Origin of the sequence: Erysipelatoclostridium sp. An173, from assembly GCF_002160495.1 — a bacterium.
In the GTDB taxonomy this organism is placed as follows: Bacteria; Bacillota_I; Bacilli_A; order Erysipelotrichales; family Coprobacillaceae; genus Thomasclavelia; species Thomasclavelia merdavium.
Genome location: NZ_NFKR01000028.1, coordinates 19338 through 34184, shown reverse-complemented (window position 1 = coordinate 34184; position 14847 = coordinate 19338). Strand labels below are relative to the sequence as shown.

Sequence of the window (14847 nt, the reverse complement as noted above, 5' to 3'; positions counted from 1 at the left end):
AGATTCCACCTCACGGTGGACACCCTTGATATTGGCTAGTGGTTGGCAGTTGCGACATCACCCCCACAGTGGACTTTCACCACCTAGATATATGCCATGCCCGGCATACTAAAAAGAGATATCATTTCATTTTGATATCTCTTTATTTCTAAAATTAATTGCTTTCAGGATAAGTAATTACTACTCTTGTTAAAATTCCTTTTTTATTTTCTGTAACCATTTCGTATTCATATCCTTGATCATCTGAATAATGCCAATGACCATCAGTATTTTGATAAGGGTCACCGATATAATCTAATAAATCTGAACTAGTAGTATCTCCATCCATAGCGATTTCTTGATCATCTTGTGTAATAAATACAAATGAATCTAAGCAATGATGATTAGTTTCTTCAGTAATTGTATCATAATCTAAAGTAATTTGAGTAACTTTACAATCTGCAATTGGTAAACTTTCGTCAGTATCATTTTCATAACGAATACCAAACCATTGCCATTCATCACTAGCACCGTCGATATAAACCTTCAAAAACGCTACCATTGATGATACTCCACCTGCATCTAATTCACCAGCTTCATCTACTGTATTTCCTGTATCACCAAGTTCTACTTTCGTACCAATTTTTTCTAAATATCTAACATATTCACCAACTGTTTCTGGTAAACAAACATTTTCTCCTTCAATAGTAAAATACTTAATTAATCCTTTTGATTCAGTAAATGGTCTTTCTTCAGTAGTATTATTATCTGATCCACCAGATGATGAACTACCACTATTTGAATCATCACCACCACATGCTGTAAGAGTAATTACCATCATTAATGATAACCCTATTGTTAATAATTTTTTTAACATAGTATTTCTCCTTTTTTTTGTTATCCAAAAAACATTATAATTAATTTTTAGGATTTTATCTACATTTTTACTGAAATTTGTACTTAATTATTACTATCTTCAGCTTTAACATAAAATTTATTGATAAATTTTGAAATTGATTTTGGCCAAAATTTTTGAAACATTACAAAATCTTCTTTAGTTCTTACACGTTCATTAATGATTTCAGTTGTGGTTGATTCTTCATGAACACGATGTCCCATTAACAAATCTTTTACAAAAGTAAACCGTCCTTTTTTTAAAGATAATTTTTCCCAAGCATACCAGTCTACATCACAAACAAAATCACATTTAAAAATATCATCAGTTTTAATATTGTCTTTTACAAAAGTTACGGCTGGACAACTAATAGCATTACCAAATCGTAATGATAAGCGTTTCCCAAACTTTGTTTTAGCAAGACTTTTTATTCTCATCGGTAACAATAATATTCGCTTTATTTTTAAATTAGTATTACTATGCACTTTACCTGTATCTCTTATTTCATAATAATCACTAAATACAATTAATGAATCCGGATATTTTTGATATGCTTTAACGATTTTATCTGAATAATCATAATCATAGATATCATCTTGATGAGCAATAGTAGTCAATTTTGTTTTTCCACAAGATACTGCAAAATCAAAATCATACCCAATTCCTTTACCTGGATTAGGATTTATCATTACTTCTAATGAGTATTTATCAGCCATATTTTGAATATAGTCATTAGGAGTTGAAGTAGCGATAACTACTTTACTAGGATATTTTTGATTTAAAACTGATTTAATACATTCTTCTAAATATGAAGACTCTTTATATGCTAAAACAACATATGTATGCATAATACCTCCTATAAATTATTGATAAAATTAGTTATTTCATCAATAATTCCTTGCTTTTCACTTTTATAATCTTTGGGTTCAAAATTATGAGCATTTTCCACTAACTCATCAAGTTTAGATAAATCAGTACATGGGATAATATAATCTTTTTTGACAAATCTTTCCATGATCTGAACTTGATGATCATTATTTTGCTCTTTATACTTTCCCAAACGCGGTACTACTATTGTTCTCTTTTTTAACTTTAGTGCTGAAACAATAGCGGCAACACCAGCATGTGTAATTATCAAATCAGCGATTTCGATTTGATGCAATAATTCTTCTTCGCTGTAATATTCTTGACAATGAATTTTATCATAAGTTCCTTTTGTATATCCTAACTGAACATAAACGTCATTTTCATTTACAAATTTTGAATCTAAAATTGCATTTAATAAACGATCAAATCGCTTATCTTGAGTTCCAAACATAACAAAAATTCTCATTATTTTAGTCCTCCTCGATATTTTGCTTTAGGATATAATTTAAGCATATCTTCCCATTGTACTAAAAATAAGTCAGCAATTGGGTATACTAATTTACCAGACAATGTTTTAGTAGTAATATTTGCAAACGTTTCTATAAAAATAACTTTTTTGCCAAATAACTTAGCTATGTAGCAAATTGGTACTGTTGTATGAGCTCCAGTTGCAATAACAACATCAGGTCGTACTTTTAAAAATGCTTTAAAGCTTTTAAAAATATTGACTGGAAAATTGCATAGAAACTTAAATAAATGTTCTTTAGTTCCAGCCGGCATATACCAGCTTCTTGATTTATTTACTTTTTTATACTCTTGCATCATTTCGTGATCTTCGGTAATTAAAAATGAATTATAACGCTCCATTAATTCCTTTAACTCGCATAACTCACTATAATGTCCACCAGCCGATGATGTAAAAATTACTCGTGTTTTTAGATCATGTATATTAAAATTTTTAAAAGCATCTAACCATTGTTTTTTTACATTTTGATATGAATACATTTGAGCTTTAGCAATAGCATTTTTAGATAATTCATCTTGTGGAGTATTCAAGATTTCTACAATTTTATCAGCCATTTTATCTAAATCGCGATTTTTTATAATATAGCCATCTTTTCCATCATCAATAATATCTAATGATCCTTTGGCACTATCAAATGAAATACATGGTATTCCATAACTCATCGCTTCTAATAAAACTAAGCCAAAACTTTCATAGTGTGATGTTGTAACAAAAACTGATGTGTCTAATAAAATCTGTTCTTTTTCTTTACCCACTGTATTACCATGGAAATCTACTGATTTACTAACTTCTAATTGATCAGCTAATAAACTTAAATTTGCTCTTTCCTCACCATCACCTAATATTTTTAACTTGGCTTTTGGCTCTTGTTTTAAAACTTTTTTAAATACCTTTAACATATCATCATATGCTTTTTCTTTTGATAATCTTCCCATTACAGTAATTTGTTTTGTATTAAGATTTGCTTTTTGTTCAGGCATACTATCAATACATAATGGTAAATATAAACATTGTGGTCCTGTTAAATATTCTTTATAAAATTCATATATTGATTTTGAAGCTGGTATAAATAAGTCGAATTTTTTTACTGCCCGATATACTTTTTTTGGATAATTCTTTGCACATTCTGGATGACAATGTTCCCAAGCAATTAATAGTTTATTTTTTTGATACTTAGCAAATAATTTATCAAAAGCTAGTGTTGAAGAGACAATAATATCACCATCGTTATCTTTAGCACATAGTTTTATTAATTGATGCTTTTTTATTAATACCCTAACTGCTTTTATTCCTTCAGTAAAAATACTAAATATTTTTTTATTTTTTAATGCAAATTTAAACTCTTCTTTATTAGGTTTAAGATTTGTCGATAAGTAAGTAACTTTTACTCTAGGATCAATATAAAATGATGGCTCACACAACTTATATACATTTACAATTTCAACATCAAAATCATCAACTAACATATTAGCTAAAGAGCAAATAGCTTTTTCAATCCCACCAACACGAAGATGCAATGATAATATTGTTACTTTTTTCTTTTTACGATTATTATTAGTGTTTACAATTTTTTTATTAGTTCTTAAATATGCAAACTTACATGCCCATAATGCTGTACGTTTTAAGCGTTTAATATGTTTTTCTTTATGATCAAAACATGTTAAATGATAATGTAATTGCGACTCTTTTAAAATTCTTAATTTACGATAATGATTAATATTTTTATTAATTGTTACTGAATGATTATGAATAACATTAACATTGTTTAAAACACATACATGCAAACCTGCTTGTCTAGCTTTAGTGCATAAAATATCTTCTTCATAGAAAAGAAATGTTCCTTCATCTAAAAAGCCAATCTTATCAATAACTTCTTTTTTCATACCAAAAAAGCACCCAGAAATACAATCAACCGGACTAACTGGTCCATGGTAATGAAATTTTGAATATTTATTACTTTTTTTAAACAATCGATTAATTATTGGATAGTTATCATGGATATCATATTTAATCGTTCTTTCTTTCCAACCACGATTAATTGTTCCATGTTCTTCAATTGTAGGTCCAAAAATTTGATAATTATTTTCAGAATTCATATGTGCGATAAAATCCAACAAATTATGTTGATCAACTATAATATCGGGATTAGCAATAATATAATTATCAAATTCTTGTTCATATAAATACTTTAACCCTGCATTATTTCCTGCAGCATACCCTCGATTTTCTGTTAGGGGTATTAATTTAACATCTGATAAAGTTTGTAATAATTCTAATGAATTATCGTTTGATCCATTATCAACAACGCATATCTCATCAATTATTTTGAAATTTTTTATCTGATTAACAAAATCTACCGTCTCTTTAGCGTCATTATAATTCAAGACAACTATTCCTGTTTTCATTTTTACCTCCTAACCTAGTCCTTCTCTTCAAGTATTTTTTGATTATAATAATTAGATGTTTTTTGTAATTCGTTATCTAATGTTTTAAATCCTAACTCTTCCATAAGCGTTTGTTTATCTGAAAACAAATTTGTTCCTAATCCTAAACGATCTCCTTCAATTTTAGCACCCATTGCCGCTAAAATTGTTGGATACATATCCATTGTACTAAATGATCTATTTTTATTATTTTTTGCTTCTACTGCGCTATTGATAATACAGTTATATGGTGTTCTTACATAGTTACTATCAATATTATCAAAAAATTTTTCTGACATACTTTTATGATCTCCAGTAATTACAATTGTCGTATTATCATACCATGGTTGTTGTTTACACCAGTTAATGAAATTATTAACTTGCCGTGATTGACATTCAATTACATTAGCGTATTGATTTTTATGATTCTTTTGACATTGACTACATAAATAACCATCAGGAGTATGAGTGTCAATTGTGGTAATAGAAATATTAAACGGCTGACTTCCATTAGCTAAATTGGTTATATCTTTTTTAGCAAACTCAAATAATTTTGCATCTTCAATTCCCCAAAATACAAAATAGTCTTTTGGAATCTCTCCGCTTTCAACAAAACTTTTATAATCACGAATTATATAATTACCATGCTGTTTATAAAAATTAGAGGTACCTCCAAAATCAGCATCAGAACCACAAATAAACTCATTAACATATCCATTATCTTCTAATACTTCTCCTAATGAATATCCTCCTGGTAAAAATGCAGTAGAAGTATCATATTTACTACTTGTAATAGGCAATGATAAAGGAATTCCCATATCTTGAGAAACCTGTGAAGCAATTGTCCATTGTGTTCCATCGATAGTTAGGCTTCCACCAATACTATCATTATTTGAAAAATTAATATTTTCCTTAGCTAAATTGCTTAATTCCGGGATATAGTTGATATCTTGACCGCCACCATTAGCACTATCGGCATATGTATTTTCAACTGATTCTAAATATAAATGAATTAAGTTTCTTTTTTTACCATCAAAACTGATATTAGCACTGCTTGGATCAACATAATAATTTTCATATAAATCTGTTTTTTTTAATGAGTTACTTATATATCCATAGATATTATAGTTATAAACTGTAAAAATCAAAGAACAAACAAGACAACAGATACCCCACTTAACAAAATTTCTTTTTATAAAATTACTGATATTTTTATTATTTCGCTTTAATATTTTTTGAATACCAAAAAGTACTAAATTAAAAATAACTACTATTAATAAACTAATCGGTACTGAAAATAAAAACCAATCAAGATATACTCCACTATCAGTACCATCCATTGACACTTTTAAATGGAAAATAATCTGATTTAATGTTTTCACAGAAAATGTTCGATTTCCCCAAATAACAGAAGTTATTATTAACACACTAATAAAAACCAATATTGTTCCTATAATGTATTTTTTTTCTAATTTTTTTAATTTCTCTATCATCATTATTCCTCTTAATCCAAATTCCTTACTATTCTACCATATAATTAACAAATATTAAACAAAAGAAAAGAATGAAATAATCAAGACTATTTCATTCTTATAAAACTAATGGTATTAAATTATAAATAGAAATCATTGCCATAATTGGAATAATTATTGTGACAATTTTTACTATTTTATCATGTAAATAAATTTTAGTATTTTGTAACCAAATCAATAATAAATAAATTATTGGGATATAATATCTACCTTGAACTCCTTCTATCCACTGATATCCAGCTGGTGTCCAAGCTAATGCCATCGCCAACATAACAACTAATATAACTGCTGCTGCAATTAAAAAATATAGTAATTTATGTTCATAAGTAAAAACTTCGTTGTTTGATTTTTCACTAAAAGAACTAATAATTAATAATCCAATCCAAACATTAATTGTCCACGTTGGCATTAATATATTTAGCCATCCTAGCTCACTCCCGATAGCAGTATTTATATACCAAACTCCTTTTTCAATAAACGTATTAATAAATAACATTATCGTTCCCGGTATATCCGTCAACAATGACGATAATGTATATGAAGGAGTTCCTGACCAAGGAACTAAATTTTCACCAGAAACCGTTCCTAATGAAGAAGTAGTACCAGTACTAATAAATGATCTAAAATTCAATAATACAATACACGTAATCACAATTATAAAAATTATTATCTTCGTTCTTTTAGCAATCTCATAACCGTTAGGATTAAAATATTTAGCTAATATTGGAATAACTAATATAAAAGCATACGCTGATCCTTTAATAGTTAGAAGGAGTAATCCTGCCAAAGCATATAATACAATATCCTTTTTCTCAACTTTATCCGATTGATAAACAAATGACATACCATAAGCTATACAGAAAAAAGAAGCTGCATTTATCACTGCATCATATGATAGTGAAAACATTTGCTGACAGGCCATTGGTAACATTATAACTGCAAACAATAACAACTTTCCAAAGGGCATTCTTTTTAACGCTAAAAATCCCAGTACAGTATAAAAAAGAAAATTAAATAATCTCCCTAAATAGATTGTTGTAACAGCACCTAAATGTAATATCCTTCCCATTGTCACACCTAACACGGCTGGAAAATAAGAAAAAAGTTGTTCTAAACTGATTGCTCCACTATCTGTTACTACATAATTATTATCACTTAAACTAAAAATATTGTTATAAACATAATCATAATAATCATTGTTAGGGGCTGTTGCTTGCTTTGAATATAGTTCCAACTCATCGCTTCGCATCATAATTTTATCGTCACTTTCTTTTTGCATTAGTTGACTAGATAAAGTCAATGTATTATGCATATGTGTCCATTCATCTGGGACAATACCTGGTGGAATTAATAGCGTATAAATTAAACCAATTGGAATAATTATCAATAAAAATAAGCGTTCTATTTTATAATTATTTTTTAAAATTGATATGATCAATATAATTGCAATTACTGCAAATAACCCATAAATAATGCTATGAACATTTTTAATAGAGTTTACCTTGTCTACTAAAATATTATGTTGGTTAAAATAAAATAATAAAATAACTAAAATAGCACCTATTATAGAAATATATTTCAGTATTTTTCGATCGCCAACATTTATATTTTCAACAATTTCAACCTTACTATGTCGCATTGTTTTTCTCCTTTAAAAAAGCTAGTATTAGATAATATTAATACTAGCATTTTTATGATTAATATTCAATTTTTTAAAATACAAATCATAATCATTATTCTAAAAAGATTTTACGTGTAATAAAATTAAATATCATTACTATAACTGTAGCAACTAATTTTACAATCATATAATATATATGTAATATTTCTACACCATACCACATGATAATTTGGTTAATACCAAGTCCTACAATACTTAAAGCAATAAAAACTATAAAATTTGTTGTTTTACTTTTATTTTTATCTACATCAAATACCCATAAAATACTTGCAATATAGTTAAATATTACAGATACGCTAAATGAAATTATTGCAGAAATAAAATAATAAATTCCAAACCACTCTGTACAAATATATAACAATCCATAATCAATTACAAATGCGATACCACCAACAATACCAAATTTAATTAGTTGATTAATTAGTTTTTTCATTTATTTTCTCCATTATGTTTTTCTGAAAATTAACTTCTTGTAATCTATATTCAAAGTCTTGTCTACCTTTTTCAACTTGAACATCTAAAATTATCCCTGCAAATAACGAAATTAAAGCAGCCATGAATATAAAGCCACTAACAATTAGTGTTGGAAAATTAGGTACTAATCCTGTCTTTAAAAATTTAGATAATATCGGTATAAACAAAATTATTGATATTAAAGCAAGTATAATTGAAACTATCATAAAAAACAGTAACGGACGATAATTTTTAAATAATCTAAATATTGTTTTTAATACTTTTAACCCATCTGAATATGTATTTAGTTTTGATTCACTTCCATCCGGACGATCCCGATAATCAGTAACTACATTTTCTACATTAAGATTTTGGGCTACAGAATGTATTGTCATCTCAGTTTCAATCTCAAATCCCTTCGATATAACTGGAAAAGTTTTTACAAATTGGTAACTAAACGCCCTATATCCTGTCATTATATCTTTTATATCACTTTTAAAAAGCAAATTTATCAATTTTTTTACAATTGAATTTCCAAAGTTATGAAATGGTCTTTTATTTTCTTCAAAGTATGTCGATGATAATCTATCTCCAACTACCATATCAACATTTTTAGTCAATACTAATTCTGCCATTTGAGGTGCAAATTCAGGAGGATTAGTATCATCGCCATCTAACATAATATAACAATCAGCATTAATTTCTCTGAACATTCTTCTTATTACATTACCTTTTCCTTGCTGATACTCATATCTTACAATTGCACCAGCTTTTCTAGCAATTTCATCAGTTCCATCACTTGAATTATTATCATAAACATAAACATCGGCTTCTGGTATAGCTTTTTTACAATCAGCTACTACTTTCCCAATTGTCTGTGCTTCATTATAGCAAGGTATTAAAAATGCTATCTTCTTATTTATCATACGATATTCCCCTCTTAGTAAGTTAATTTATATATATAATATCCCTCTTGTGGACTATGATATTTAACTTCAAAATCAATTAAATTGTTTTCAAACATTGGCTCAAGGTCATTTTTAGAAAAGACATATTTCACATTCCATATTTTTAAATCATTAATATTTAAGTTCACTTGAATGCTATCAGGTGTTATTAAATTATATGAGGTATTTTCTTCTACCAAAGATAATCTAATATGTGCATAACGATTATAAATATCATCATTTTCTCTGTCTTCAATTGCATCCCATTTCCCATAATCAGGATAAAAATTAACTGCATTTATACATTTAACACCAGAAGCAAGTAAATAATTCTGCTCTATTGAACTATCCAAAGCAATCCATCTGCTATCATCTTCTTTTATAATCTTTTGAGTAACTTCATAAATAGGATGATTTGTTAAATCAGATATTCCGGATACAACTGGATTAATTGAAAAAGTAGAGAACACACTTAATGCAATTAAAATATATGCCGGTATTTTAATATTTTTAATAAAAATCAATACACCTACTATGGCAAATATAATAATTATTCCAAAATAATATAATTTTGCAAACTGCATATTATTTTTTATACTAAAAATGTAATTTAACATATCTGAATCGATTGACATACAATACATAATCACAAATAAAACAATGCATATCAATCCGTATTTTAGATTTCGTAACTCTTTATTTCTATATATTATATCAAAAGACCATATAGTAAATAATAGTGCAGTAAATGAATAAACCAAATTCATACGATTAATATATGAAAATAGTGTTATTTTTGCAAGCCATTCAGGGAAACCAATTATCATAAAAATAATTTCAATTAACAATGCTATAAATAACATTATCCCTACATAAATGTTATAATTGCTCTCCTTATTGTATTTCCATTTATAAATTATATAAGGAAAATATAATATATATAATACACCTAAATGGTAAAATTCACTAATTTCGCAATTATTTAAATATGTAACATCTCTATAAGGAGAAATGATATTACTTAAATCTGTAAATAAGGAGGATAATTTTCTATCTCCTCCAAGACTAACTCTAGCCCCTGGATACACTGTTCCATATAATAATTGCAATTGATCCCATGAATTATATAAAAACCAGCCTAATAAACCAATAACACATAGAACTACGATGACAATTCTAAAAATATCTAACTTTTTAAAATTGATTTTCTCCCTATCTCTAATTAATACAATTATTAGAAGTGCTAGTGCTAATAACCCAAGGGCAACTTGTAATGATGGAAATAATGCTAACACAAAACCTGTAATTGAACATATCGCTAATATTGTGACTAACCATTTCAGCCATTTCTTTTGTGCTACAAAAAAATAATATCCTAATACAAATAACGTCATTGCCCAAAAAAACACGTCATACATATGGGGCGAAAACCACCATTGCATTGCGGGAGAAAAAACTGTTAGAAAAGATCCTAATACAGATAACTTTTTATTTCCTTGCGTTAAAATGTAAACTGCCTCATACATAACAAGTATAAATAGTATTAATTTTGAACACCAATACCATGATAATCCTATTTCATTACCAAATAAAATATACCCTATTGTAAACGGCTTAGCTATCATTGTTATGTCCTTAACTGGTGCATTATAGCCAAGTATCATGTCTTGACCAGCTATACTCATTTGATAACTTGTTAGTTCGTAATCGTTATAGTATTGTGAAAAATAATATGGCAACTGTACATTGAATTCGTCACTTCTTAGATTACGACCATTACCAATTATAACACTACTTACATTATCATCAATTTTATCAGTAAATATAGAACTGAAAACATTTATTGAAGAACCATGTAATTTAAAAATCAAGCATACAACAAAAATAACTAGTGCTACTATATAACGATATTTAATAATTTTATCAAATAGACAATTAATTTCTTGTTTAAATTTTAAATTTAAACAGTTAATAATCAAGCAAACTCCGCCGACTAATAATATTAGATTAGAATCATCATATAATCTATATAACAAGAAAGTTGTTATAATAATGAGAAATGAAAAAAGTATATTATTCATTTTCTCATTATTGATAAACTTTGTTACAAACGAAAGCATGTTTTCCCTCCCTATTTAGCTTACCATCACCATTTAATATTCAATTTCTTTTAAATATCTTCCTAAAGCATCTTGCCATGTAGGTAAACGATCAAAACCATTTTTATCTAACATTTCTTTAGACATTCTACTATTATTTGGTCGTTTAGCTTTAGCTGGGAATGCATTTGAATCAACTGGTGTTACTTCAACATCCATACCTGCTTGTTTAAAGATTTCGCAAGCAAATTCATACCATGAACATAGACCTTCATTTGTTGCATGATAAATTCCATATTTATCAGTTTGAATCATATCAACAACTAATTTAGATAAATCATATGTATATGTTGGTGATCCAATTTGATCGTTTACAACACTAACAGCTCCACGTTCTTTCCCTAAACGAAGCATTGTCTTAATAAAGTTGTTTCCATTAACACCAAATACCCAAGCAATTCTTACAATAAAAAATTTATCTAGCGCTTCAACTGCTAATTCACCTTCATATTTAGTTTGTCCATAAACATTTAAAGGATGTCTTTCATCATATTCGTGCCATGGTTCTTCGCCTTGACCATCAAATACATAATCTGTAGAAAAATACATCATTGGAATATCTAATTCTTTACAAACATTAGCGATGTTTTTTGTTCCATCTACATTTACTTTAGTACATGCTTCTACTTCATCTTCTGCTTTATCAACTGCAGTCCAAGCTGCGCAATGTACTACAGCATCATAATTTCCTTCTTTTATTACTTCTTCTACTTTTTTAGCGTCAGTGATATCCATTTCTTCAACATCAACACCAACTGCTTCAATATTTCTTTTTTTACATTCGTTTACAATATCATAACCTAATTGACCTTTAACACCTGTGACTAATAATTTCATACTATCTCGCTCTCCTTTCAGCAATCTTTGCTTTTAAAATATCAAAAATTGAATCTTTTGAAATAAGTAGTAAAAGACCATAAACAATTGCTCCAACAAATATTTCTACAAAAGTACTTACTATAGAAACACTTAAAATATTGCTTAATAAAATTACTACAATAAACATTATCAGTCCAAATAACGTATATTTTATCGCTTGCTTAAAAATACCCAATAAACTAAACTCTTTTCTAATAAAATACAGCTGGAATCCCATAACAGCAAATTCAGCAATCAATGTCCCTATTGCAGCACCAATCGAACCAAAAATGGAGATAAATATAATATTAAGAATAAAGTTTATCACAGCACCTGCTATTACTGATAAAGTATATTCTTTTTGTCTTCCTAATGGTAAAAGATACTGTGTACCGGTAATAGTACTCATTCCAATAAAAATAATAATTGGTGCTATTAACATCATATTAGGAACCACTTTTTCATAACCTTCTCCAAAGAACCAAGGAACAAATCCTTTAGCAATACCCATTATCCCAAATGTAAACGGTATTGCCAAAAGCAATACAAACTTAATTGAAGCATTCATATATTTTTTTATTTCTTCATACTGATTAGTTTTGAACAAATTAGCAATTCTTGGCATCATTGCCGTACCTAACGAAGTAATGACTGTCATTACAGTTTTAACAATTGTCTGAGACTGTTCATAATAAGCAACTTCAGCTGTATTATCAGTTATATATCCGATCATTGTCTTATCTAAATATGTATACAATGATGTTGCAATTTGTGGTAAAAATAACATTACAGCTGGTCTAATATGTTTTTTTATATTTAGACCGTTTATATCATTTTTATTGACATACTTAGGCATATATAGCCATAATGAAATATTTCCTAAAAATAGTGTACCAGAATAACACAATACATATAATGGCAAATCTGCAGGCGATTTTACAAAAATAAATATCAATGTTACACATAAAAGTCTAACTAAAAAATTTCTTAAGACTGTGCGTTTAAAATCCTCAATTCCTTGAAAAAACCATGAAATATCAAATATTGAAGCAATAATATCTAATGTTTGTATCAAAAAAATACTAGAATACTTAGAAAATTGCACCATTGTTAAATAAAAGATAATTAAACTTATTGAAATTGTTATGGCCCTTAAAAAAACTAATTCAAAAAAAGTTCTATTTCTTTTTCTTACATCATTTTGATAATAGGCTATTTCCCTTTGTCCATATAAATTTAAACCTATACATCCAAATAAAATAAAATATTGCGTTATAGAATTAGTATAGCTGTACGTTCCAACCCCATCTGCACCTAAGACTCTAGATACATATGGAGTTGTAATTATAGGTAAAATAATTAATAATAATTGATAACTGGCGTTGTATAAATAGTTCTTGATAACTTTATTCATTTAATCACCTAACTCTTTATCTACACACTTTAAAGCTTCAGCAATCACATTATGCATATCATAATATTTATATTGTCCCAAACGTCCACCAAAAATAACATTATTTTCTTGATCAGCTAATTCCTTATATTTTGCATATAAAGTATTATTTTTTTCATCATTCATTGGATAATAAGGTTCGTCACCTTTTTCCCATTTAGATGGGTATTCTTTAGTAATAACCGTTTTTGGTTGATTTCCAAATTCAAAATGTTTATGTTCAATAATACGTGTATAAGGAATATCATACTCTGTATAGTTTACTACTGCATTTCCTTGATAATTTTCTTCATCTAATACTTCTGTTTCAAATCTTAAACTTCTATATTCTAATGTTCCAAATTTATAATCATAAAATTGATCTATCATTCCAGTGAAAACAATTTTATCAGCAATTTGATTTAATTCATCTCGATGTTCAAAATAATCATAATTAAGTTTTGTATCAATACCCGTTAACATTTTTTCTATTATTTTAGTATAACCACCAATAGGAATTCCCTGATATAAATCATTAAAATAATTATTATCGTATGTAAAACGAACAGGTAATCTTTTAATAATAAATGATGGTAATTCAGTACATGGTCTCCCCCATTGTTTACCTGTATAACCTTTGACTAATTTTTCATAGATATCTTTTCCTACCATTGAAATAGCTTGCTCTTCTAAATTTTTTGGTTCAGTTATTCCTGATTCTTCTTTTTGTTTTTCAATGATTTCTTTAGCTTCTTTTGGCGTTTTAATATTCCACAATCTAGAAAAAGTATTCATATTGAATGGCATATTATAAACTTCATCTTTATATATAGCTATTGGGCTATTTGTATATCGATTAAAATCAGCAAACTGCTGTATATAATCCCAAATCATTTTATCAGATGTATGAAATATATGCGCACCATATTTATGCACATTAATTTCTTCTACTTCTTCAGTATAAACATTTCCTCCAATATGACTTCTTTTATCAATAATCAAACATTTTTTCCCTCTTTTATTTGCCTCGTATGCAAATATAGATCCAAAAAGACCTGTTCCTACTATTAAATAATCATAGCAATCCATTTTATC

The 14847-nt window shown here is 27.7% G+C and carries 12 protein-coding genes; all 12 read right to left on the bottom strand.

Annotated features, from left to right (window positions below; translation table 11 throughout):
- Positions 1-154 precede the first annotated feature (154 nt).
- Positions 155-856 (bottom strand): hypothetical protein, encoded by a 702-nt coding sequence (locus B5F09_RS11055; RefSeq protein ID WP_087301363.1) that lies wholly within the window; start codon positions 854-856, stop codon positions 155-157.
- An 83-nt stretch (positions 857-939) separates the two neighbouring features.
- Positions 940-1722 (bottom strand): glycosyltransferase, encoded by a 783-nt coding sequence (locus B5F09_RS11050; RefSeq protein ID WP_087301361.1) that lies wholly within the window; start codon positions 1720-1722, stop codon positions 940-942.
- Between the two features lie 8 nt (positions 1723-1730).
- Positions 1731-2207, bottom strand: a complete 477-nt coding sequence (gene pssE, locus B5F09_RS11045) for a PssE/Cps14G family polysaccharide biosynthesis glycosyltransferase (RefSeq protein WP_087301359.1) — start codon at positions 2205-2207, stop codon at positions 1731-1733.
- The gene (pssD, locus tag B5F09_RS11040; RefSeq protein ID WP_087374163.1) at positions 2207-4672 is read right to left on the bottom strand and encodes a PssD/Cps14F family polysaccharide biosynthesis glycosyltransferase; all 2466 of its coding nucleotides are present in this window, start codon (positions 4670-4672) and stop codon (positions 2207-2209) included. Before pssD ends, pssE begins: the two co-directional genes overlap by 1 nt.
- Before the next feature lie 14 nt (positions 4673-4686).
- On the bottom strand, positions 4687-6183 hold the full coding sequence (locus tag B5F09_RS11035; protein WP_239404321.1) for an LTA synthase family protein: 1497 nt from the start codon (positions 6181-6183) through the stop codon (positions 4687-4689).
- A 97-nt stretch (positions 6184-6280) separates the two neighbouring features.
- Positions 6281-7861, bottom strand: a complete 1581-nt coding sequence (locus B5F09_RS11030; protein ID WP_087374161.1) for a DUF2142 domain-containing protein — start codon at positions 7859-7861, stop codon at positions 6281-6283.
- Positions 7862-7955: 94 nt separating this feature from the next.
- A complete protein-coding gene (locus B5F09_RS11025; RefSeq protein WP_087374159.1) occupies positions 7956-8336 on the bottom strand; it encodes a GtrA family protein in 381 nt (126 codons plus the stop codon).
- Complete coding sequence (locus tag B5F09_RS11020) at positions 8320-9282, bottom strand: glycosyltransferase family 2 protein (protein WP_087374157.1); 963 nt, start codon at positions 9280-9282, stop codon at positions 8320-8322. The genes B5F09_RS11025 and B5F09_RS11020 overlap by 17 nt, the downstream gene beginning before the upstream one ends.
- Positions 9283-9296: 14 nt before the next feature.
- Entirely contained in the window at positions 9297-11282 is a 1986-nt protein-coding gene (locus tag B5F09_RS11015; RefSeq protein WP_143357503.1) for a hypothetical protein, read from the bottom strand.
- A gap of 174 nt (positions 11283-11456) precedes the next feature.
- A complete protein-coding gene (gene rfbD, locus B5F09_RS11010; RefSeq protein ID WP_087374153.1) occupies positions 11457-12299 on the bottom strand; it encodes a dTDP-4-dehydrorhamnose reductase in 843 nt (280 codons plus the stop codon).
- Between the two features lies 1 nt (position 12300).
- Entirely contained in the window at positions 12301-13734 is a 1434-nt protein-coding gene (locus B5F09_RS11005; protein ID WP_087374151.1) for a flippase, read from the bottom strand.
- A complete protein-coding gene (glf, locus tag B5F09_RS11000) occupies positions 13735-14841 on the bottom strand; it encodes a UDP-galactopyranose mutase (protein WP_087374149.1) in 1107 nt (368 codons plus the stop codon).
- Positions 14842-14847 lie beyond the last annotated feature (6 nt).

Bases quoted from the DNA above. Each gene is read 5' to 3' on its own strand.
- B5F09_RS11055 (WP_087301363.1), bottom strand. From the start codon at position 856: ATGTTAAAAAAATTATTAACAATAGGGTTATCATTAATGATGGTAATT.
- rfbD (WP_087374153.1), bottom strand. From the start codon at position 12,299: ATGAAATTATTAGTCACAGGTGTTAAAGGTCAATTAGGTTATGATATT.
- B5F09_RS11025 (WP_087374159.1), bottom strand. From the start codon at position 8,336: ATGAAAAAACTAATTAATCAACTAATTAAATTTGGTATTGTTGGTGGT.
- glf (WP_087374149.1), bottom strand. From the start codon at position 14,841: ATGGATTGCTATGATTATTTAATAGTAGGAACAGGTCTTTTTGGATCT.
- pssD (WP_087374163.1), bottom strand. From the start codon at position 4,672: ATGAAAACAGGAATAGTTGTCTTGAATTATAATGACGCTAAAGAGACG.
- B5F09_RS11050 (WP_087301361.1), bottom strand. From the start codon at position 1,722: ATGCATACATATGTTGTTTTAGCATATAAAGAGTCTTCATATTTAGAA.
- B5F09_RS11020 (WP_087374157.1), bottom strand. From the start codon at position 9,282: ATGATAAATAAGAAGATAGCATTTTTAATACCTTGCTATAATGAAGCA.
- B5F09_RS11030 (WP_087374161.1), bottom strand. From the start codon at position 7,861: ATGCGACATAGTAAGGTTGAAATTGTTGAAAATATAAATGTTGGCGAT.
- B5F09_RS11005 (WP_087374151.1), bottom strand. From the start codon at position 13,734: ATGAATAAAGTTATCAAGAACTATTTATACAACGCCAGTTATCAATTA.
- pssE (WP_087301359.1), bottom strand. From the start codon at position 2,207: ATGAGAATTTTTGTTATGTTTGGAACTCAAGATAAGCGATTTGATCGT.
- B5F09_RS11035 (WP_239404321.1), bottom strand. From the start codon at position 6,183: ATGATAGAGAAATTAAAAAAATTAGAAAAAAAATACATTATAGGAACA.